The following is a 21,060-nucleotide window of genomic DNA, read 5'->3' as shown; positions in this document are numbered from 1 at the left end:
GCGTGGCGACCACCACCCTGCCGGACGACACCACCGTCGCCCGGCCGCGCACCGACGACCGCCGCTCACCCCTGTGGTGGGCGGCGGTCGCCCTGCCGTCCGCGGTGGCCGTGGTGGCCGTGGTGTACACCGTGGCCACCCGCCGGCTCACCGGCGACCTGCACTACGTCCTGGCCGCCCTGCGCACCGGGCGCGAGGCCGGCTACTCGCCGTCCGAGGTCTTCACCCACCGTCCGTACTTCTACCGGTGGTTCATCGCGATCCTCGACCGCCTCACCTCCTTCGGGGGCGGTACGCCGGTCCGCGAGGCACTGATGGGAGCGGTCGGCGTCCTGCTCGCCGCCGCTGCCGCCTACGCCCTTTACACAGCACTCCTGCGCCGGGTCACCGGCCGCGAGGCGGCCCTCACCGCGGGCGCCACCGGCCTCGCCCTGGCCCTCGCCCCGCGCAACGACTTCCTTCAGCCCGAGTGGGCCGCGGTCGTGCTGACCGTGCTGGGCGTCGCCGCCGCGATCGGCCCGGAGCGGCCCTGGCGGGCGGCCCTGCTCGCCGCCGTACCCCTCGGGCTCGCGGTGATGATGAAGTACTCCACCGCCGCCACCGCCGCGATCGGCATCCTCCTCGTCTACACCGTCGACCGGGGCCGCGCGGTACGGGTCGCCGTGGTCGCGATGGCCGCCGCCGCGGGCCTGTTCGGGCTGAGCGTGCTCGGCGGATCCCACGAGTGGCAGTGGACCGAGGACATGCCGCAGATCAACCAGTCGGCGATGAGCCGCACCGGAATCCACCCGCACTTCATCCTCGACCGCTCCGTCGACTTCCTGGCCGACCGGGCCGTGGCCACCCCGGTGCTGCTGCTCCTGCCGGGCGCGCTGCTCCTTGTCCTGACCCGGGTGCACGGCCGGTGGCGGCGGGCCGAACTGCTCCTGATCGCCGCGACGATCGGCGTCGCCGCCCAGGCCGTCGTGGTCGTGCAGGGCAACTGGTTCCTGTACCACGGGGCCCAGATGCCGGTGCTGGCCGCCGCGACCTGGGGCCTGGCCGTGGGCGGCGCCCGCCGCACGCCACCGTGGTGCTTCGCCGCCGTCTCCCTCGTGTACGGCGTGCTGCCCGTGCTCTACGCCGAGGCACCCAAGGGCCTGCAACGGCCGTGGGAGGTCTGGGCCGCCGGCCTGGTCGCCCTGCTCGCGGCGGGTGTGGACGCGGCCCGGAGCAGGACCACGACCGCCCGGCGCGGGGTCCCGTCGGCCGTGCTGGTCACGCTCTCCGGCGTCGTCTGCCTGACCGCGACCATCTGGCCCGGCTCCCCGCACCTGGTCTCCCACGGCAAGGTCACCGAGACCAGCGCCCAGTACCTGGACGAGATGCGGCTCGCGCAGTCGGACGCGGACCGGATCCGGGATCGACTGCCCGCGAACGCGCCGGTGTTGTACCTGGCCTTCGGCGACATCACGTACTACGTCGACCACCCGGCGCAGTGCCGCTACCCGGTCGCGACCTTCCTCCAGCGCAGCCGCTTCCTGCCGGACGTCGCCGACCTTCCGTCATTCAAGGAGAACGCCGACTGCGTCGACCACGACCCGGCCCCGTACGCGCTCCTGGAGCGGCCCTGGTTCCGGCCGGGCAGGGTGGACCCGGCGCTGTGGCAGCGCGTACAAGCCGTCTACGACTGCCCGCACGCCCGCGCCGGGACCCGGTTCGTGCTGTGCGTCAGGCGTTGAGCCCGAGGGACGCGGTGACCTTGCGGGCCAGGGCGATCGAGTAGCTCTGGCCCCGGTCCTGCGGGTAGATCTGCGCCATCGTGGCCAGCGTGACCCGGCTCATCGGCGTCTCGTGGGGCGGGATCAGCGCCCGGTACTCCGGCGTGACCACCGGCTGCGCGAACCCGGCCTTCGAGAAGTGCCAGTCCTTGATCCAGGAGGCGTCGAAGTCCGGGTTCACGCGCCGCAGATACGGCACGAACCGCTCAAGGAGTTCGGCCGGTTCGGTGGTGAAGCGCCAGTCCTCGCGCTCGACGTAGTTGCCGACGTAGAGGATGTGCCGGCCCCCGTAGACCGCTGGGTCGATCATCTTCGTGTGCTCGACGACCGCGAGGAAGGGGAAGCCGGGCTCGTTGATGTTGAGCCAGTAGTACGGGATCACGCTGCGGTCCAGCTCCAGCACGAAGCAGGTCGCGCCCAGGTACTGGTTCTTCCACACCGCGTTGTCGGCGGGCAGCCCGGCGGCCTTGGCGAAGGCGGGCTGCGGAGTGGTGACGATCAGCCGGTCGAACTCGTAGCGCGAACCGTCGGCGCAGCCCACCGCCACGGTGTCGCCGTCCTGCCGTATGGACTCGGCTGCCTTGCCGAACTCCACCTTGCCGCCGCGCTCCTCGATCCCGTCCCGCAGCGCCGCGTAGACCCGCTCGAACCCGCCGTCCACATAGCCGAGTTCGAAGGTACGGCAGTGGATACGGGCCCACAGCCAGGCCATCGACACCTGCTCGGCGCGGTCGCCGAACTTGCCGCGCAGCAGCGGCTCCCAGATCGCGGCGGTGGCCTTCCTGCCGGCCCAGCGGCGCAACCAGGCCAGCGCCGTCAGGTCGTTGAAGCGCTCGCCGTTGCGGACCGCCTTCAGCACGGCCGAGGAACCGGCGAAGCGCACGGCGTCGACCGGGTTGAACTCCGGGTAGCGCAGCATGTCGAAGGGCGTGGTGAAGTCGATCAGCCTGCCGCCGCGGTAGATGCCGGTGGTCGGCCGGTGGAAGCGCAGGGCGTCGCCGAGACCCAGCTCCTCCACGAGGGAGATCATCGCCTTGTCGCTGCGGAAGATGTGGTGGTAGTAGCGCTCCAGCGGAACGCCGCCCACCTCCAACGAGGCGGCCAGACCGCCGAGTTCGTCGGCCGCCTCCAGGACGGTGACCTGGTGGCCGGCGCGTACGGCGTCCCAGGCGGCGGTCAGGCCGGTGGCACCCGCGCCGATGATGCCGAGATTCATGCGAAGCTCCACTTTCGGTTGAGCACGAACTGAAGGGCCAGCACCAGCGGCAGCGAAGCGGCCTTGACGAGGTTGGCGTCGATGCCGAGGCCGTCGGTGAAGGCGAGGAAGAGCAGGTTCGTCAAGGCGATGCCGGTCAGTCCGACGGCGTAGAAACGCAGGAAGCGGACGACGAGCCGGTCCCGGCGCTCGAAGGTGAACAGGGCGTTCAGGACGAAGTTGTTGGCGATGCCGAGGGTGGTGCTCAGCGCGTTGGCGAGCTGCTCGTCCAGGCCGGCGAGGTTGTGCAGCAGCAGGAAGACGACGAAGTCGATGACGACGCCGCTGCCACCGATCAGGGCGTAGCGCACGAGTTGACGCACGGTCCGGGAGCGGGAGTTCTCGGCGCTGACCGCCGGAGTGGTGGCGGTGATCTCAGTCATCGGAGTCGGGTCCGCCGATCACTTCGCGCACCAGGTACAGCGGCCGGCCCTGGGCCTCGCTGTATATGCGGCCTATGTAGGTGCCTATGACCCCGAGCGAGAGCATCTGGGTGCCGCCGAGGAACAGCACCACGCACATCAGCATCGTCCAGCCGGAGACGGTGATCTCGGGCTTGAAGAACTTCATGGCGAGGGCGTAGAGGATGCCGACGAGGGACAGCGCGAGGACCGCGAAGCCGAGCCGGGTGATCATCTTCAGCGGGGCGGTGGAGAAGCTCGTCATGCCGTCGACCGCGAGGCGGGCCATCTTGCGCAGCGGGTACTTGGTCTCGCCGGCGAACCGCTCGTCCCGGTCGAAGGCCACCTCGGTCTGGGCATAGCCCATCGAGGCGACGATGCCGCGCACGAAGCGGCTGCGCTCGCGGTACTTGCGCAGCTCATCGGCGACCTTGCGGTCCAGGAGGCGGAAGTCGCCGGTGTCCAGCGGGATGTCGACCTCGGTGGAGGAGCGCAGCAGGCGGTAGTACAGGTGCGCGGTGGCCCGCTTGAACGCGGTGTCCTGCCGGGTGCGGCGGCGCGCGTGCACGATCTCGGCGCCCGCCTGCCAGGCGTCGACCAGCTCCAGGCTGACCTTCGGCGGATCCTGCAGGTCGGTGTCCATGACGATCACGGCGTCGCCCGCGGCCAGGTCGAGGCCCGCGGTGATGGCGATCTGGTGCCCGAAGTTACGGGCGAAGTCGACGACCTTGACCCGGGGGTCCTGCTCCGCGAGGCCCTTGAGCAGGGCGAGCGAGCCGTCGGCGGAGCCGTCGTTGACGTAGACCAGCTCGAAGTCGAGCTCCGGCCGGGAGCCGAGCGCGGCGATGAGCTCGGCGTGGAACGCGGTGATGCCGTCCTGCTCGTTGTAGACCGGCAGGACATACGAGATGAGCGACCGCCGGGCCGACTCCGGCTCCACCGCCGCGAGCGCGACGGGAGCCGGAGCGTGAGCGGGCGGCGAAGCTGTTTGCGCCATTGGTGGAAGCTATGGAGTGGTTGTTAACTCCCACCCAACACACGGCATCGGAACGCAATCTTCCGTGTATCTCTTCGTACCTATTTCTCTTACGTTCCTATTTACCTCTTACCGCCCCGGACCAGCAGCTGCTTGAACCGAGCCACCGGCGACCGCCGAGACTTCGCGGCCCGCTCCGTGTCGTAAGCCTTCTTCAACTGCTCGAAGTGATCCGCCCGCGTCCGGCTCAGGTACTCGTCCGAGGTGAGCGGCTTCGCGATCGACCACGCCCGCTTGTGCTGGCCGTCGTAGTGGGCGACGTACGCCTTGGCCAGTTCCAGGACGGACTTGAAGGGGATGCCGTCGGTGTGGTCGCGGTCGATTCGGTTCTGGACGGCGGTGATGAGGGCGAGTTTCTCGTCGACCGTGTAGTCGTCCTCCGAGATGCGCTTCAACACGTCCGCCGGGATCGGCTTCGTCACCTCGAAGGCGAGGGTGGAGCGGATCGGGGGGCCGGCGATCTCGATGTAGGGGAGGAGCGCGCCGGTGCTGTGGTGGAGCCACGGGAGGCGCGGGCCGGCGAAGTCCTGGTGGAGGACGATCGAGCCGGGCTCCAGGCGGGTCAGGAAGCGTTCCGAGACGCACCTGAAGACCCGGGCCGTCTTGGCGATGTCGATGTGCAGGAACTCGACCGGGGTCGGGTCGTCCGGGTCGGAGGTCTGCCAGAGGTCGCCGGCGTGGATCTCCAGGAAGGGGAGGAAGGGCTCCAGGCGGCCGCGGAAGTCGTTCAGGAACGAGTTGTCGTCCTCGGGCTTGTGGCCGGAGGTGAAGAACTTCTCCGAGGCGAACGTGCCCTTGCCGACCCGGAAGAAGTCGTACGCGTGCAGGCGTCCCGTCTTCTCGTCGAAGGCCGGGTTCTCCCGCAGGCCCATCGCGAGCGCGTACGTCGATCCGCCGCCGCCGGAGCCGAGTTCGACGATCCGGCCCCGGCCCGAGAGTTCATGGCGCCCCACGAGATACAGGAACTGCAGTTCCCAGGCGCTCACCTGGGTGTACGGGAGATCGTCCGGCAGTGTGACGCTGTCGAACTTCGAGTAGAGCCGGCCGAGCTTCGTCATTGAATGCCTCACGGAGGAGAATCGATGGGGGCGGCTCCCGAGATCCTATGGATCCGGGAGCCGCATCACCGTGAATTCACAGGAGTAAGGCAATCGCCGTCTTGCATTTCCTTGGGCTTGGCCTGAGGTTTACTCCTGGTTTGTCTAGCGCTTCACGACCTTCTTGAGCGCCCTCGCCCGCCGTACCACCCGGCGCGCGGTGGCGTTGCGCGGCAGGAACGCCAGCCGTTCCGGGATACCGCCCGGCAGGCCCAGCGAGGTGAGCCGCTTGCGCTTGAAGTAGCGCTGGGTGCGCGGGCCGAACTCCTTGGACAGGTACTTCTCCGCCGCCGGGCGCAGGGAGGGGTGGATCTGCGGCTGCATGGTGAAACCGACCGCGGTGACCAGGCCGTTGAGCGACTTCGCCGGGACGACCTCCTCGCCCTTGCGGCCCTCCAGGTCCGGGATCACCGCGTCCGCGAGGACGGCCGGGACCCGGTTGCTGTTCTGGTACGGCGTCAGGCGGTCGAGCAGCGGTTCGGTGCCTACGCGGGCAACCGGCAGACCGTAGAAAGCCGCCGCCGTGAACAGCGCCGTGGAGAAGCAGCCGACGACCAGCGCGGGCGGGGACTTCTCGAACAGCACCTCGGCGAGGACCGGCAGGTCCAGGACGGTGAGGTCGACGCCCAGCTTCTCGGCCTCCGCCTCCAGGATCCGGCTGTAGCGGGCCGGCGCGGTGGGATGCGGCTTGAAGACGATCGCCCGGTGACCGCGCTCGACCGCCCCGCGCATCATCCGCACGTGCAGGTCCTCCTCCTCCGTGGCGGAGAGGATGTTCAGCGCGGACAGGTACTGGCCAAGGAGCAGCGCCGAGTTGGCCGGCAGCACCGGCGCCTCGGGCACGGCGGCGGTGAGTTCGCCCATCACCTTGAGGAAGGCGGTGGTCGGTACGACCTGCGCCGGCACGTCGAACTCGGTCAGCAGCATCGGCGTGAGACCGGCCACCAGGTCGAGGTGGAGCAGCCGCCGCACCCGCGTGCCGACCAGCGGGTCGAGCTTGTTGCGGGTGGGGCCGTAGCTCATCAGGCCGTCGGCGTAGACCTCGACCGGGGCCTCGGTGAACAGCTGGGCCACGGTGAGGGCGGGGGCGACCTGGATGGACTCCAGGACCAGCTCCACCTTGTCGTCGCCCAGCTCCCACAGCAGCCGCAGATAGCGCTCGAAGAGCGGGATGTCGTCGGGCCGCGGCGCCCACGCGCCGGGGTGGAAGGGGCGGATGGCCTCGTTCCACGACAGCACGTCGTCGAAGTGGTCCCGCAGCGGCTCGAAGCCCGGCATCTGGTCGACGGCCGGAGTGGTCTCCGGCGTCGCGGAGTTGTTGAAGACCAGCAGCACCTGCCGGTCGCCGTCCGCCTCCGTGAACAGGTCGGACTCTATGGCGGCGGCGAGTGTGGCCGCGCCGTACAGCGTCGAGACGCAGAAGATCCGGGTGGTACGGGGCATCAGGCGGCCGCCTTCGCTGTGGTGATCCGGCGCCGCAGCCGCCGCAGCTTGGAGGAGCGGCGCAGGTCCATGGTGTCGAGCACGTCACCCAGCGCTTCCTGCGGCATGCGCTGTATGGCGGCCGCGCTCATCGACCGCAGCTGCTTGGCCACGGCCGGCTCCCACTTGGAGTCGTCCGCGAGGTGGTGGGCGATGATCGCGCAGTACGTCCGCACGGCCTTCGGCAGCAGCCGCTCGGCGTCCGGGTCAAGCGCGGTCTCCTCGACGACCTGATCGAAGGCGCGGATGAAGTCGAGTTGACGGACGTCACCGATCTGGGTGAGCGAGGAGGCGACCCCGCGCCGGTAGAAGACGCCGAGCAGGCTCACCACGGCGAACGACTCCGCCTCGCGGTGCAGCTTCCAGATCCACGGCCGGTCCTCTGCGGTGCGCAGCCCGTCCGTGAAGTGCAGCAGGCCCTTTTCGAGCAGGCGGCGGTGGTAGGCGCCGGCCCAGGCGTAGGCGTAGTCCACGGAGGTCGTACGGTCGGCGGGCAGGATCGCCTCGCGCGGGTTCATGACCTCCCAGCGGCGCCCGTGCGGCACCCGGTGCACCGAGCGGGAGCGGGCGGTCGCCTGCACGTGGTCGGTGCGGATGAAGTCGCAGTCCAGCTTCTCCATGGCGGCCACCAACTGCTCGTAGTAGCCGGGGGCCAGCCAGTCGTCCCCGTCGAGGAAGGTCAGGTACTCGCCGCTGGACGCGTCCAGGCCGGTGTTGCGGGCGGTGGCGAGGCCTCCGTTCTTCTCGTGGCGGACGTAGCGCACCTGGGCCACGTCGGACAGTTCCGCGGCGGCGCGTTCCAGGATGGCCGGAGTTTCATCCTTCGAATGATCGTCCACAAGAACGAACTCGAAATCTGGTCGCGCGTTGAGGCGAAGGCTTCTGAGGGTGTCCGGGGCGTATTGCTGCACGTTGTAGAACGGCACGATCACGGAGAGCTTTGGCACCCGCAAAAGCCTAGGAGGCGGCTCGGCTGCGGAACTTTCCGGTACCCGTACGGCGGGTGAACTCCATGTGTCGGAACGGTGCATCCCATGTACTTCCGAGGCTTTGGCGAGCCAGTTCGGCTCTCGGCGATGTGTTGTTAACTTTTTGGCCAGGTGCGGTTGGGCCGCACCTTGGATTTGCTTCCTAGCGTCTTCGTTGTGCCGCCTAGTACAACTAAGCCCATGAGAATCGCTGTTCTCGCGGACTCCGACACCCGCTGGAAATGGGGTGCGTTGACCGCGGCTCGTATCGTTCCGGGCCCGACCATGGAAGCCGCAGGGCGCGACGCCGCGCAAGTCGGCCCCGAGCTCAGTGGATTCCTGCTGCGCGGCCGGGCCACTCCCACGGCACGCCAACTGGCCGAAGTGGGCGTCCACGTCGACTCCCTGAAGGAGGTCACGGCCGTCGAGTTCCTGCGCACCATGGCCGAGGAGGAGTACGACCTCGTCGTGCTCGCCCTCGTCGGCGGCGGCGTCCAGGCCATGCTGCACGGGCTCAAGCGCGTGTGGGAGGGCCGCAAGCGGCGTCCCGTCGTCGTCACCGGCTATGTCGGCGTCGTCTACGAGAAGCTCGCCGACGGCCTCCTGCTGCGGCACGGCGCGGACCTCGTCCTCGCCAACTCCCGCCAGGACGCGGACCGTTTCAGAGGTGTGTACGAAGGGGTGGGCGCGGATGCCTCGTCGGTGACGGAGGTGGCACTCCCGTTCCTCGGCGGCGCTCCCTACGAAGGTGAACACGACCCGTACACCGTGGTGTTCGCCGCGCAGCCGTCCGTCCCGGACAGCCGCAAGGACCGTACGTACCTGCTGGAGCGGCTGATCCGGCACGCCCGCAAGCACCCCGAGCGCGAGGTGCTGCTCAAACTGCGCTCCCGGCCGGGTGAACACACCACGCACATCGAGGAACTGCCCTACCAGAAGCTGGCCCAGAAGCTCGACGCACCGGCCAACTTCAGCCTGGTGTACGGGAACATGGGCGAGGTACTCGACCGCACCGACCTGCTGGTCACCATCAGCTCGACGGCCGCGCTGGAGTCCCTGCACCGCCGTATCCCCACCGTCGTCCTCAGCGACCTGGGGGTGCGCGAGGTGCTCGGCAACCACCACTTCGTGGGCTCCGGCTGCCTGGCCTCCTGGGACCAGCTGGACGAGGGGCACCGGCCCGAGCCCGACGAGGAGTGGGTCGACCGCCAGGGCGTCGCCGCGGACGGCTCGTACGCCACCGCCTTCGACGCGGCGCGCGAGCGGATCACCAAGCTGCTCGGCCGGCCCGGCGGCCTCGCGCCCCTCACCCCGTACTACACACCGGCGACCGCCCCCGGCTACCTGCCCGGCATCCTCGCCCGCCACCACCTCGGCCCGGACGGCAGCCCGCTGCCCGGCGCACCCGCCGCCGACAAGGAACCCAGCGCGGTCAAGCAGATAGTGCGCCGCGCCGCACGCGGCGCCTACCGCCACGGCGTGCAGCGGGTCGCCCCGGTGATCCGGCGGATGGGGGACCTGTGAGTCCCCGTCCCGGCGAGCGGCCGCTGTCCCCGAACCCCTCCCAAGGAGGAGAACCCATGTCCAACCCCGAAGCGGGCCAAGGGGCTTCGGTGCGCCGGGTGCTCGCGGTGATTCCCGCGCGCGGCGGCTCCAAGGGCGTGCCCGCGAAGAACCTCGCCCCCGTGGGCGGCGTACCGCTGGTGGCCCGGGCCGTGCGCGAGTGCCGGGCCAGCCGGCTGGTGACGGACGTCGTGGTCTCCACCGACGACCAGGCCATCGCCGCCGCGGCCCGCTCGGCGGGCGCCGAGGTCGTGCTGCGGCCCGCCGCCATCGCCGGCGACACCGCCACCTCCGAGGCCGCCGTGCTGCACGCCATGGGCGCGCACGAGGCCCTGCACGGGGCGACGGTCGACGTGGTGCTGCTCGTGCAGTGCACCAGCCCGTTCATCATCCGCGAGGACGTGGACGGCGTCGTGGGTGCCGTCGTCGACAACGGCGCCGACTCCGCCCTGACCGTGGCGCCCTTCCACGGCTTCGTGTGGCGCGACGCCGACGACGAGGCCAAGGCCGGCACCGTCGCGGAGGCCGACGCGGCCACCGGCGGCGGCTACGGCGTCAACCACGACAAGTCCTTCCGCCCGCGCCGCCAGGACCGCCCCCAGGACTTCCTGGAGACCGGCGCGGTCTACGCGATGGACGCGGTGGGCTTCCGCGAGCACCAGCACCGCTTCTTCGGCCGCACCGAACTCGTGCGCACCGACCCGGCCCGCGTGCTGGAGATCGACGACCACCACGAGCTGGCCCGCGCCCGGGCGCTGGCACCCCTCTTCGACGCGGACCGCCCCGGTTCGCTGCCGACCGGCGCCGACATCGACGCGGTCGTACTGGACTTCGACGGCACCCAGACAGACGACCGGGTGCTGATCGACGCCGATGGAAAGGAGTTCGTCTCCGTGCACCGCGGCGACGGACTGGGCATCGCGGCGCTGCGCAAGAGCGGCCTGAAGATGCTGATCCTGTCCACGGAGCAGAACCCGGTCGTCGCCGCGCGGGCCCGGAAGCTGCAGATCCCGGTCCGGCACGGCATCGACCGGAAGGACCTCGCACTGAAGCAGTGGTGCGAGGAGCAGGGCATCGCGCCCGAGCGCGTGCTCTACGTCGGCAACGACGTCAACGACCTCCCGTGCTTCGCCCTCGTGGGCTGGCCCGTGGCGGTCGCGAGCGCCCACGACGTGGTACGCGGCGCCGCCCGTGCGGTCACCACCGTCCCTGGTGGCGACGGCGCGATCCGAGAGATCGCCAGCTGGATCCTCGGCCCCTCTCTCGACTCCCTCAACAAGTAAGGACTGTTTCCGCCATGAGCAACTTCCGTCTGCGTACCTTCGGTTCGAAGACCGCCGGCCCCGGTCACCCGGTCTACGTCGTCGGCGAGATCGGCATCAACCACAACGGTGAGCTGGAGAACGCGTTCAAGCTGATCGACGCCGCCGCCGAAGCCGGCTGCGACGCGGTCAAGTTCCAGAAGCGCACCCCGGAGATCTGCACCCCGCGCGACCAGTGGGACATCGAGCGCGACACCCCCTGGGGCCGGATGACCTACATCGACTACCGCCACCGTGTGGAGTTCGGCGAGGACGAGTACCGCCAGATCGACGAGTACGCCAAGAGCAAGAACATCGACTGGTTCGCCTCCCCGTGGGACACCGAGGCCGTCGCCTTCCTGGAGAAGTTCGACGTCCCGGCCCACAAGGTGGCCTCCGCCTCGCTGACCGACGACGAGCTGCTGCGCGCCCTGCGCGCCACCGGCCGCACGGTCATCCTCTCCACCGGCATGTCCACCCCGAAGCAGATCCGCCACGCGGTCGAGGTCCTCGGCTCGGACAACATCCTGATGTGCCACGCCACTTCGACCTACCCCGCGCAGGCCGAGGAGCTCAACCTCCGCGTCATCAACACCCTGCAGGCCGAGTACCCGAACGTCCCGATCGGCTACTCCGGTCACGAGACGGGCCTGCAGACCACCCTCGCCGCGGTCGCCCTCGGCGCCACCTTCGTCGAGCGTCACATCACCCTGGACCGCGCGATGTGGGGTTCGGACCAGGCCGCCTCGGTCGAACCGCAGGGCCTGCAGCGCCTCGTGCGTGACATCCGTACCATCGAGGCCTCGCTCGGTGACGGCGTCAAGAAGGTCTACGACTCGGAGCTCGGCCCGATGAAGAAGCTGCGCCGCGTTCCGGGTGTCGTCGCCGAGGCGGAGATCGCCGCCGCCGCGGGCGAGCCGGTTTCGGTCTGATCCACACAGGGACGGTCATACGTCGATGAGTCTCCGCGCCGGATCCGCCGGCCACCCCACTCTCGCGTTCGTCGAGAGCCCGGTACAGCTCCTGAACGTGCTGGAGTGGGCGCACGCCCATGCGCCCGGCGCGGAGCTCACCCTCGTCGTGTTGTCCCCGACCGACCCGATGACCCGCGGTCAGCTGCGCCGGATGGCCGAGCTGGCCCGCGAGGAGGGTCACCAGGTCCGCTGGGAGGAGGCCCGGGGCGGCCCGGCGGCACCCTTCCAGACGATCGGCGGCCTCAGCGGCCTGCTCCGGCGGGCACCCCGGGTCGTCCTGGGCGACCCCTTCTCCCGCTACGTACAACTGCTGCTGACCATCACCAAGGCCCGCGACCTCGTCGTCGTCGACGACGGCACCGCGACCATGGAGTTCGTCGCCCAACTGGCCCGCGGCGAGCGCCTGGTGCGCTGGCACCGCAAGGGGGGCCGCCCCGGCGCGCGGGACCTGCTCTTCGCCCCGGTGTCCTCCCGGGCCCGCCACCGCCTCACCCCGAGCGGGAAGAGACGGGTCGAGGTGTTCTCCTCCATGCCGATGGACGAGACGCCGGCCGGCGTGACGGTCACCGCCAACGACTTCTCCTGGACCCGCGCCCGCTTCGGTCCGCCCCGCATCACCAAGGGCGCCGACATGGTCGGCACCTCGCTGGTGGAGACCGGCGTGGTGGACGGCGACCGCTATCTGGAGGCCGTGCAGAACCTCGCCAAGGCCCACGGCGCCACCCGCTACTTCGCGCACCGCCGCGAGAGCACCGAGAAGCTCCACCGGCTGGCCGCCGAGACGGGCCTGGAGATCGTCCGCCCCGACCTCCCGCTGGAGCTGATCGCCCGCCGCGGCCCGATCGGCCGCACCATCCTCAGCTTCCCCTCGACGGTCGTCCACACCCTGCCGCTGGCCCTGGCCGGCACCGAGGTCCGTGTCGCCGTCTGCGACATCGACCCCGGCTGGCTCACGGACAAGGCCTCCCCGCGCGCCCAGGGCTTCCTGTCGGGCGTCACGGGGACGGCGAAGGACGTCACCCGGCTGTCGTCGGTGACGGTGGTGGCCTGACCCGGAGGCTCGGCTCAGCCGTCCTTGCGGGCCACCAGGAACGCGCGCGGCCGGGTCTCGGTGTCCTGCGGCTCCCGGACCACCCGGGCGACCGGGCGCAGGTCCGCCTTGACGAGCTGCTCGGTCACCGCGTCCGGGGTGCGCCAGTAGTAGTCGAGCGAGATCCCGTGTCCGAAGCGCTCGGCGAGGTGCAGCCGGCCGTCGTCGTCGCCGCTCTGGAAGCCGAGCAGGACATGACCGCCGGGCGCCAGCAGCCGGTGGAACTCGGTGAGGACCGTCGGCAGCCGGTCGTCGGGGACGTGGATGATTGAGTAGAGGGCGACGATCCCGCCCAGGGTCCCGGACGGCAGGTCCAGCGAGGTCATCGACCCCACGTGGAAGCGCACGTCGGGGTGGGCCCGGCGGGCCAGCTCCACCATGCGCGGCGAGAGGTCCACGCCGAAGACGGGGATGCCGAGCCGCTGCAGCCGGGCGGTGACATGGCCCGGTCCGCTGCCTATGTCGGCCACCGGCCCGCCGCCCGCCTCTCCCACCAGCTCCGCGAAGCCGGTGATCAGGGCTCTGTCCAGGGTGTGGATGCCCAGCCAGTCCGAGAACCGCTCGGTGTAGGCGTCGGCGATCGTGTCGTACGAGGTCCGGGTGGTGTGCAGGAAATCCGCAGTTTCGGGGCTCACGTGCCCGCACCCTAGTGCGGCCCGCACCCACCCGTCCGCCGGTTCATCCGGCCGGCGCTTCCCGTTCTCCCGGCGGAGCCTGTCGCCACGGTTGTGCGACAGTGCGGTCCCGACAGGTGAACAGAACCGCCGGGTGCGTGTCGAGCGTGGTATCCGTGGAGGGAGTGACTCTCCGTGGATCTCATGATCCGCCCGACCGAAAAGCGGGCGAGTTTACCCATCCGAACCGATACATACGCGTCGGGCGACCAGATTTTCTTCCCCTATCGGGTTGAACTTTTGTTGATCGAGGGTCAGTTGGTCCCTCCGGCGTCCTACCCTTCAGAGGGTGAAGCAACTTATGTCACTGGAGTCCGAGGCCGATCTGCCCGGGGAAGCCGTGCTTCCCGGCGCGCTGTCCGCCGCCCTGCGTGCCGAACTCGTGGCCTTCCGCCGCGACTTGCACATGCACCCCGAGCTGGGCAACCAGGAGTTCCGCACCACCGCGGCGATCAAGGCCCGGCTTGAGCAGGCCGGGCTGAAGCCGCGGGTGCTCGCCATCGGGACCGGGCTCATCTGTGACATCGGCGAGTGGGACGGCGAGCGGCCCATGCTCGCCCTGCGGGCCGACATCGATGCGCTGCCGATCCCGGACACGAAGAGTGAGTGCGCGTATCGCTCCACCGTGCCGGACCGGGCGCACGCCTGCGGTCACGACGTCCACACCACCGTGGTGCTCGGCGCCGGCCTCGTCCTCGCCGAGCTGCACGAGCAGGGCCTGCTGCCGCGGCCCGTGCGGCTGCTGTTCCAGCCCGCCGAGGAGGTACTGCCCGGCGGTGCCGCCGACGCCATCGAGTGCGGGGTTCTGGAGGGTGTGGGGCGGATCGTCGCCGTGCACTGCGACCCCCGGGTGGACGCCGGGCGGATCGGGCTGCGGCACGGGGCCATCACCTCCGCCTGCGACCGCCTGGAGGTCTCCCTCGACGGCCCCGGCGGGCACACCGCCCGCCCGCACCTGACCACCGACCTGGTCACCGCCGCCGCCCGGGTCGCCACCGACGTGCCCGCCCTGGTCGGCCGGCGCGTGGACAGCCGCAGCGGACTCGCGGTCACCTGGGGCCGGATCGAGACCGGGCACGCCCCGAACGTCATCCCGCAGCACGCCGAGCTCTCCGGCACCGTGCGCTGCCTGGACCTGGAGACCTGGCGGCAGGCGCCCGACATCGTGGTCGCCGCCATCGACGAGATCGCCAACCTGCACCGGGCCAAGTCGGAGATCACCTACGTCCGCGGTGTCCCGCCGGTCGTCAACGACCCGGTCGTCACCGATCTGCTGCGCGAGGCCATGACCGTCCGCCGGGGCGCCGAGGCCGTCGAGAGCACCGAGCAGAGCCTGGGCGGCGAGGACTTCTCCTGGTACCTGGAGCACGTGCCCGGCGCCATGGCCCGGCTCGGCGTCCGCACTCCCGGCGAGCGGACCGTACGCGATCTGCACCAGGGCGACTTCGACGCCGACGAGTCCGCGATCACCGTGGGCGTGGAGATGTTCACCGCCGCCGCACTGCTGGACGCGACGCAGCCGTGAGAAGGGCAACGGCCCCCGCGGGGGCCGTTGCGCCGTCCGGCGCAACACGGTTGTAAGCCAATCGTGCGCAGTTCGAAACCGGCGGGTGTGAGGCAGCAAGAGCCCGAGTTCAGACGCCGTTTGCCTCGAATCGATAACGGCTTTGGAAGAGGTCTTTTTCTGACATCTACGCGCGTTACGATGCCGCGAAGCCGACGCCGCCTGGGCGTGCAGGCCTGAGCACTGGCATGGTGCTCACATCCAGCGCCGATATGGCGCTCAGGTCAGGTGAAGGAGCCTTCCCGTGCGCCGGGTAGCCAAGCTTTCCGCTGCGGTCGCCGCTTCCGCAGCTCTCGCACTGACTGCCACAGCCTGTGGCAGTACGTCCTCCGACAGTGACACCTCGTCGTCCGCCTCCTCCGGCGGCGGCAAGGGCATCAAGATCGGCCTCGCTTATGACGTCGGCGGCCGTGGTGACCGTTCCTTCAACGACTCCGCCGCCCGCGGCGCCGACAAGGCCGAGAAGGAGTTCAGCGGTTCCATCAAGGAGCTGACCGCCAAGAGCTCCGACACGGAGGCCGACCGCGAGCAGCGCCTGACCGACCTGGCGGACGCCGGCTACAACCCGATCGTGGCCGTCGGCTTCTCCTACGCCACCTCGGTCGACAAGGTCGCCGCCAAGTACCCGAAGGTCAGCTTCGGCCTCATCGACTCGGTCGCGACGGCGAAGAACGTCGACAGCATCACCTTCACCGAGGAGCAGGGCTCCTACCTGGCCGGTGTCGCCGCGGCGCTGAAGACCAAGAAGGACCACGTCGGCTTCATCGGCGGTGTGGACACCCCGCTGATCAAGAAGTTCGCGGCGGGCTACGTCCAGGGCGTCAAGGACACCAACTCCAAGGTCAAGGTCGACGTCCAGTACCTGACCCACGGCTCCGACCTGTCCGGCTTCGCCAGCCCCGACAAGGGCAAGGAGGCCGCGTCCGGTCAGCTCGACAACGGCGCCGACGTGATCTACGCCGCGGCCGGCTCCTCCGGCAACGGCTCGATCGAGGCCGTCTCCGCCGTCAAGGGTGCCTGGGCCATCGGCGTGGACTCCGACCAGTACAACATCCCGGGTCTGTCGAAGTACAAGGGCTCGATCCTGACCTCGATGGTCAAGAACGTCGACGTCGGCGTGTACGACTTCGTCAAGTCCGTGCACGACGGCAAGCCGCTGACCGGCAACCAGATCTACTCCCTTGCCAAGGGCGGTGTCGGCCTGGCCACCAGCGGTGGCTTCATCGACGACATCAAGACCCAGCTGGACGCCGCGAAGGCGAAGATCGTCGACGGCTCCGTCAAGGTCAAGACCACCACCTGACCTGACGGTTCCCGCCGGACCACGGCTCGGTGAGGGGCGTACGCCAACCCCCTCGCCGAGCCATAACAATGTGTCAACTCTACGCGTGTAGCACGGAGTTGCCGCGCTAGCGTCGCCGACGCCTGCCCTCCCCTACGCAGCCCCTTTCCCTTCAGGAGAGTGCGCCATCAACGCGTCCAGCCCTCCCGCTGCCGTCGAACTGCGCGGCATCACCAAGCGATTCCCCGGTGTCGTGGCCAACAAGGACATCGACATCACCGTCCGCACAGGCACCGTGCACGCCCTGTGCGGCGAGAACGGTGCCGGCAAGTCCACCCTGATGAAGATCCTCTACGGCATGCAGCAGCCGGACGAGGGCACCATCACGGTGGGCGGCGAGACGGTCACCTTCAACAACCCGGCCGACGCCATCGCCCGCGGTATCGGCATGGTGCACCAGCACTTCATGCTCGCCGACAACCTCACCGTCCTGGAGAACGTGGTCCTGGGCGCGGAGAAGCTGTACGGCATCGGCGCCAAGGCCCGTACGAAGATCACGGAGATCTCCGACGCGTACGGCCTGAACGTGCGGCCCGACGTCCTGCTCGAAGAGCTCGGGGTCGCAGACCGCCAGCGCGTGGAGATCCTCAAGGTCCTCTACCGCGGCGCCAAGACCCTCATCCTCGACGAGCCCACCGCCGTCCTGGTGCCGCAGGAGGTCGAGGCCCTCTTCCACAACCTGCGCGAGCTCAAGGCCGAGGGCCTCACCGTCATCTTCATCTCCCACAAGCTGGGCGAAGTGCTGTCCGTGGCCGACGAGATCACCGTCATCCGCCGCGGCACCACCGTCGGCACGGTCGAGCCGGCCGGCACCACGCCCAAGCAGCTCGCCGAGCTGATGGTCGGCAGCGAACTGCCCACGCCGGAGACCGAGGAGTCGACGGTCACCGACGTCCCGCTGCTGACGGTCGACAAGCTCCACCTGAGCCAGACCGACCTCGACGGCGTCGAGCGCATCATCCTCGACGCGATCTCCTTCACCATCCACCAGGGCGAGGTCCTCGGCATCGCCGGCGTGGAGGGCAACGGCCAGTCCGAACTGGTCGAGGCGATCATGGGCATCCGCGACCCGGAGGCCGGTGTCATCACCCTCGGCGACACCGACATCTCGCACGCTCCCACCCGCCACCGCCGCGAGGCCGGCATCGGGTACATCCCCGAGGACCGCCACCGCCACGGCCTCCTCCTGGAAGCCCCGCTGTGGGAGAACCGCATCCTCGGCCACGTCACCGAACGGCCCAACTCCCACGGCCAGTTGCTCGACATCAAGGGCGCCCGCGCCGACACCGGACGCATCATCGAGGCGTACGATGTCCGCACCCCCGGCATCGACGTGACGGCCGCCTCGCTGTCCGGCGGCAACCAGCAGAAGCTGATCGTCGGCCGCGAGATGAGCCACTCGCCCAAGCTGCTCATCGCCGCCCACCCCACCCGCGGTGTGGACGTCGGCGCGCAGGCCGCGATCTGGGACCACATCCGCGAGGCCCGCCGCGAGGGCCTGGCCGTGCTGCTGATCTCGGCCGACCTGGACGAGCTCATCGGCCTCTCCGACACCCTGCGGGTGATGTACCGCGGCCGTCTGGTCGCCGACGCCGACCCCGCCACCATCACCCCCGAGGAGCTGGGCTCCGCCATGACGGGTGCGGCCACCGGTCACCTGGAGCACACAGCGGCCACCGGTCCTGAGCACACAGAGGACGACGCCCGATGAAGAAGCTGACCCAACGCATCGACAGGGAGCGGCTGCTCCTCGGTATCGCGGCGCCGCTGCTCGCGATCGTCGCCGCGCTCGTCGTCACCGCCCTGGTGATCCTCGCCACCGGCAAGAACCCGGGCGCCGCCTTCAGCGACATGGTGACCTACGGCTCCGCGAGCGACAGCCAGGTCTACATCCTCAACAAGGCGACGACGTACTACCTGGCGGGTGTCTCGGTGGCCATCGGCTTCCGGATGAACCTGTTCAACATCGGCGTCGACGGCCAGTACCGCATCGCCGCGTTCTTCGCCGCAGTCCTCGGCGGCGCGCTGACGACGCCCGGCTGGATCTCCATCCCGCTGATCATCCTGTGCGCCATGGGCACCGGCGCCGTGTGGGCGGCCATCGCGGGCGTCCTCAAGGTGACCCGCGGGGTCAGCGAGGTCATCTCGACGATCATGCTGAACTCGATCGCCACCGCGATCATCGCATTCCTCCTCCAGCCCGGAAAGCTCGCCGAGCTGCAGAGCGGCGGCACGGTCGTCTCCACCAAGCCGCTGCCGACCTCCTCGTACTTCTTCCAGATCGACACCGGCGCGGCGGGCGAGCTGTGGGGCTTCATCGTCATCGCCGTCCTGGTCGGCATCGCGTACTGGTTCGTGCTCGGCCGCACCCGGTTCGGCTTCGACCTGCGCACCGTCGGCCAGTCCGAGAGCGCGGCCGCCGCGAGCGGTGTCTCGGTCAAGAAGATGGTCGCCACCAGCATGGTGATCTCGGGCGCGGTGGCCGGTCTGATCGGCATGCCGACCCTGCTCAACGACAGCCACCAATTCAGCAACGACTTCCCGGTCGGCATCGGCTTCACCGGTATCGCCATCGCGCTGCTCGGCCGCAACCACCCGGTCGGCATCGCGCTGGGCGCGCTGCTGTGGGGCTTCCTGGAGCGCACCACCAACCACCTTGAGTTCGAGGGGTACGACAAGGAGATCCTCGGCGTGATCCAGGGCGTCATCGTCCTGTGCGTCGTCATCGCCTACGAGATCGTGCGCCGCTACGGCCTCAAGCGCCAGCAGCAGCGGGTCGGCGCGGAACTCGCCGCCCAGGCCGCCGCCCCGACCGAGAAGCAGGAGGTGGCGCGATGACTGCCACGATGACCGACACGCCGCCCCCCGCGGCGCCCAAGGCGGACACCGGACGCACCCGATCCGGCCGGTCGCTCGGCCAGATCCTCATGATCGTCGCGGGCGCGCTGCTGCTCGTCGCCGCGGTCCGCGTCATCACCGGCGCCGACCAGCTCACCTCCGAGGGACAGGTCAGCGCCGCGCTGGCGCTGGCCGTACCGATCGGCCTGGCCGGTCTCGCCGGTCTGTGGTCGGAGCGGGCCGGCGTGGTCAACATCGGCCTCGAAGGCATGATGATCCTCGGCACCTTCGGCGCCGGCTGGATCGGCTGGCAGACCAACCCCTGGCTCGGCCTGCTGTGCGGCATCGGCTTCGGTGTCCTCGGCGGTCTGGTGCACGGCGTCGCGACCGTCACCTTCGGCGTCGACCACATCGTCTCCGGTGTCGCGGTCAACCTGCTCGCGCTCGGCGCCACCCAGTACCTCGCCAAGATCTTCTTCTCGGAGGGCAAGGCGGCCGACGCGGGCGGCAACCCCAAGCAGTCCCCGCCCGTGGACTCGCTGCCCAACATCGACGTACCCGGCCTCTCGGACGCCCTGAGCTCCGTCGAGAAGCACCACTGGTTCCTGATCTCCGACCTCGCCGGCATCCTCGGCGGCCTGGTCAGCGACCTGTCCGTGGTGACGCTGCTGGCCGCGCTGCTGTTCGTCGGCAGCTGGTGGCTGCTGTGGCGTACCGCGTTCGGTCTGCGGCTGCGCTCCTGCGGCGAGAACCCGGTCGCCGCGGAGTCCCTCGGCGTCAACGTCTACCGCTACAAGTACGCGGCCGTCGCCGTCTCCGGCGGCCTGGCCGGTCTCGGCGGCGCCTTCCTCGCGCTGGTCACCTCGCACACGTACCTGGAGAACCAGACCGGCGGACGCGGTTACATCGGTCTCGCGGCGATGATCTTCGGCAACTGGCGGCCCGGTGGACTGGCCATGGGCGCGGGCCTGTTCGGTTACTCGGACGCCCTCCAGCTGCGCAACGGCGGCGAGACCGTCCACGCGCTGCTGCTGCTCCTGGTGGTGCTGCTCGCGGTGCTGGCCGGCTGGAAGCTGTACAAGAAGGCGCTGTGGCAGGGCGCGATCAGCGCTGTCGTGGCCGTCCTCGTCCTGGTCTGGTACCTGCTCACCGACGAGGTCCCGAGCGACTTCGTGGGCGCCACCCCGTACGTCGTCACCCTGCTGGTGCTGTCGCTGTCCGCGCAGCGCCTGCGGATGCCCAAGGCGGACGGCATGCGCTACCGCAAGGGTCAGGGCAAGTGACCTCGCGGTCGGACGTCGACTGGGACGGACTGCGGGAGGTGGCCCGCGAGGCCATGTCCCACGCGTACGCCCCCTACTCGGGCTTCCCGGTCGGCGTCGCCGCGCTGGTCGACGACGGTCGTACGGTCTCCGGCTGCAACGTCGAGAACGCCTCGTACGGCCTTGGCCTGTGCGCCGAGTGCGGTCTTGTCTCGGAGCTGCAGCGCACCGGCGGCGGCCGGCTGACGCACTTCACCTGCGTCGACGGGCGGGGCGAGATCCTCGTCCCGTGCGGCCGCTGCCGCCAGCTGCTGTACGAGTTCGGCGGCCCCGACCTGCTGCTGGAGACCCCGGCGGGGATCCTGCCGCTGTCGGGGATGCTGCCGCAGGCCTTCGGCCCGGACCATCTCACCAAGTAACACCCGTGCGGCCCCGCTGAGTTGTCGTATCGCT

General features: G+C 69.9%; 18 protein-coding genes. 11 read left to right on the top strand and 7 right to left on the bottom strand.

The annotated features are described in order from the left end of the window. Positions 1-2 precede the first annotated feature (2 nt). On the top strand, positions 3-1,721 hold the full coding sequence (locus tag M2283_RS23305) for a hypothetical protein (protein WP_280878289.1): 1,719 nt from the start codon (positions 3-5) through the stop codon (positions 1,719-1,721). On the opposite strand, the gene M2283_RS23300 is transcribed toward M2283_RS23305, so the two are convergent. The 6 genes from M2283_RS23300 to M2283_RS23275 form a co-directional block, all read right to left on the bottom strand. Then, complete coding sequence (locus M2283_RS23300) at positions 1,711-2,976, bottom strand: NAD(P)/FAD-dependent oxidoreductase (protein ID WP_280878288.1); 1,266 nt, start codon at positions 2,974-2,976, stop codon at positions 1,711-1,713. The two genes, M2283_RS23305 and M2283_RS23300, sit on opposite strands and share 11 nt — an antisense overlap. Next, positions 2,973-3,398 (bottom strand): GtrA family protein, encoded by a 426-nt coding sequence (locus tag M2283_RS23295; RefSeq protein WP_280878287.1) that lies wholly within the window; start codon positions 3,396-3,398, stop codon positions 2,973-2,975. Before M2283_RS23295 ends, M2283_RS23300 begins: the two co-directional genes overlap by 4 nt. Continuing rightward, on the bottom strand, positions 3,391-4,413 hold the full coding sequence (locus M2283_RS23290; protein WP_280878286.1) for a glycosyltransferase family 2 protein: 1,023 nt from the start codon (positions 4,411-4,413) through the stop codon (positions 3,391-3,393). Before M2283_RS23290 ends, M2283_RS23295 begins: the two co-directional genes overlap by 8 nt. 101 nt (positions 4,414-4,514) lie before the next feature. Further along, a complete protein-coding gene (locus tag M2283_RS23285; protein ID WP_280878285.1) occupies positions 4,515-5,510 on the bottom strand; it encodes a class I SAM-dependent methyltransferase in 996 nt (331 codons plus the stop codon). A gap of 144 nt (positions 5,511-5,654) precedes the next feature. After that, positions 5,655-6,992 carry an alpha-2,8-polysialyltransferase family protein gene (locus M2283_RS23280; protein WP_280878284.1) on the bottom strand — a complete coding sequence of 446 codons (1,338 nt, stop codon included), beginning with the start codon at positions 6,990-6,992 and terminating at the stop codon, positions 5,655-5,657. After that, complete coding sequence (locus M2283_RS23275; RefSeq protein WP_280878283.1) at positions 6,992-7,978, bottom strand: glycosyltransferase family 2 protein; 987 nt, start codon at positions 7,976-7,978, stop codon at positions 6,992-6,994. Before M2283_RS23275 ends, M2283_RS23280 begins: the two co-directional genes overlap by 1 nt. A gap of 198 nt (positions 7,979-8,176) precedes the next feature. On the opposite strand from M2283_RS23275, the gene M2283_RS23270 reads away from it, so the two are divergent. From M2283_RS23270 to M2283_RS23255, 4 genes are read left to right on the top strand one after another with little or no spacing between them, the layout of a single operon-like run. Then, positions 8,177-9,523: a DUF6716 putative glycosyltransferase gene (locus M2283_RS23270; RefSeq protein ID WP_280878282.1), complete on the top strand. Its 1,347-nt coding sequence runs from the start codon at positions 8,177-8,179 to the stop codon at positions 9,521-9,523. Positions 9,524-9,579: 56 nt separating this feature from the next. After that, positions 9,580-10,845 (top strand): N-acylneuraminate cytidylyltransferase, encoded by a 1,266-nt coding sequence (locus M2283_RS23265; protein WP_280878281.1) that lies wholly within the window; start codon positions 9,580-9,582, stop codon positions 10,843-10,845. Positions 10,846-10,859: 14 nt separating this feature from the next. Then, positions 10,860-11,795, top strand: coding sequence for an N-acetylneuraminate synthase family protein (locus M2283_RS23260; RefSeq protein WP_280878280.1), 936 nt, complete (start codon positions 10,860-10,862; stop codon positions 11,793-11,795). Positions 11,796-11,820: 25 nt separating this feature from the next. After that, the gene (locus tag M2283_RS23255; protein ID WP_280878279.1) at positions 11,821-12,888 is read left to right on the top strand and encodes a hypothetical protein; all 1,068 of its coding nucleotides are present in this window, start codon (positions 11,821-11,823) and stop codon (positions 12,886-12,888) included. Between the two features lie 14 nt (positions 12,889-12,902). Here the strand turns inward: M2283_RS23255 and M2283_RS23250 are convergent, their stop codons facing one another. After that, positions 12,903-13,562, bottom strand: a complete 660-nt coding sequence (locus M2283_RS23250; RefSeq protein WP_280878278.1) for a class I SAM-dependent DNA methyltransferase — start codon at positions 13,560-13,562, stop codon at positions 12,903-12,905. Between the two features lie 340 nt (positions 13,563-13,902). On the opposite strand from M2283_RS23250, the gene M2283_RS23245 reads away from it, so the two are divergent. The 6 genes from M2283_RS23245 to M2283_RS23220 all read left to right on the top strand — a co-directional run bounded on the left by M2283_RS23245 (position 13,903) and on the right by M2283_RS23220 (position 21,026). Next, entirely contained in the window at positions 13,903-15,126 is a 1,224-nt protein-coding gene (locus tag M2283_RS23245; protein WP_280878718.1) for an amidohydrolase, read from the top strand. Positions 15,127-15,409: 283 nt separating this feature from the next. Beyond that, on the top strand, positions 15,410-16,468 hold the full coding sequence (locus M2283_RS23240; protein ID WP_280878277.1) for a BMP family lipoprotein: 1,059 nt from the start codon (positions 15,410-15,412) through the stop codon (positions 16,466-16,468). A gap of 232 nt (positions 16,469-16,700) precedes the next feature. Continuing rightward, on the top strand, positions 16,701-18,218 hold the full coding sequence (locus M2283_RS23235) for an ABC transporter ATP-binding protein (RefSeq protein WP_280878276.1): 1,518 nt from the start codon (positions 16,701-16,703) through the stop codon (positions 18,216-18,218). Next, entirely contained in the window at positions 18,215-19,345 is a 1,131-nt protein-coding gene (locus M2283_RS23230) for an ABC transporter permease (protein ID WP_280878275.1), read from the top strand. The genes M2283_RS23235 and M2283_RS23230 overlap by 4 nt, the downstream gene beginning before the upstream one ends. After that, a complete protein-coding gene (locus M2283_RS23225; RefSeq protein WP_280878274.1) occupies positions 19,342-20,628 on the top strand; it encodes an ABC transporter permease in 1,287 nt (428 codons plus the stop codon). The genes M2283_RS23230 and M2283_RS23225 overlap by 4 nt, the downstream gene beginning before the upstream one ends. Continuing rightward, the gene (locus M2283_RS23220) at positions 20,625-21,026 is read left to right on the top strand and encodes a cytidine deaminase (RefSeq protein WP_280878273.1); all 402 of its coding nucleotides are present in this window, start codon (positions 20,625-20,627) and stop codon (positions 21,024-21,026) included. Before M2283_RS23225 ends, M2283_RS23220 begins: the two co-directional genes overlap by 4 nt. The last annotated feature ends 34 nt before the right edge of the window (positions 21,027-21,060 follow it).

Origin of the sequence: Streptomyces pseudovenezuelae, from assembly GCF_029892565.1 — a bacterium.
Classification (GTDB): Bacteria; Actinomycetota; Actinomycetes; order Streptomycetales; family Streptomycetaceae; genus Streptomyces; species Streptomyces pseudovenezuelae_A.
This window is presented reverse-complemented; position numbering and strand designations above follow the sequence as displayed.

What these genes read in the sequence shown, in the direction of transcription:
- M2283_RS23230 (WP_280878275.1), top strand. Translation starts at nt 18,215, where the DNA reads ATGAAGAAGCTGACCCAACGCATCGACAGGGAGCGGCTGCTCCTCGGT.
- M2283_RS23225 (WP_280878274.1), top strand. Translation starts at nt 19,342, where the DNA reads ATGACTGCCACGATGACCGACACGCCGCCCCCCGCGGCGCCCAAGGCG.
- M2283_RS23295 (WP_280878287.1), bottom strand. Translation starts at nt 3,398, where the DNA reads ATGACTGAGATCACCGCCACCACTCCGGCGGTCAGCGCCGAGAACTCC.
- M2283_RS23285 (WP_280878285.1), bottom strand. Translation starts at nt 5,510, where the DNA reads ATGACGAAGCTCGGCCGGCTCTACTCGAAGTTCGACAGCGTCACACTG.
- M2283_RS23300 (WP_280878288.1), bottom strand. Translation starts at nt 2,976, where the DNA reads ATGAATCTCGGCATCATCGGCGCGGGTGCCACCGGCCTGACCGCCGCC.
- M2283_RS23260 (WP_280878280.1), top strand. Translation starts at nt 10,860, where the DNA reads ATGAGCAACTTCCGTCTGCGTACCTTCGGTTCGAAGACCGCCGGCCCC.
- M2283_RS23265 (WP_280878281.1), top strand. Translation starts at nt 9,580, where the DNA reads ATGTCCAACCCCGAAGCGGGCCAAGGGGCTTCGGTGCGCCGGGTGCTC.
- M2283_RS23290 (WP_280878286.1), bottom strand. Translation starts at nt 4,413, where the DNA reads ATGGCGCAAACAGCTTCGCCGCCCGCTCACGCTCCGGCTCCCGTCGCG.
- M2283_RS23280 (WP_280878284.1), bottom strand. Translation starts at nt 6,992, where the DNA reads ATGCCCCGTACCACCCGGATCTTCTGCGTCTCGACGCTGTACGGCGCG.
- M2283_RS23255 (WP_280878279.1), top strand. Translation starts at nt 11,821, where the DNA reads ATGAGTCTCCGCGCCGGATCCGCCGGCCACCCCACTCTCGCGTTCGTC.
- M2283_RS23245 (WP_280878718.1), top strand. Translation starts at nt 13,903, where the DNA reads ATGTCACTGGAGTCCGAGGCCGATCTGCCCGGGGAAGCCGTGCTTCCC.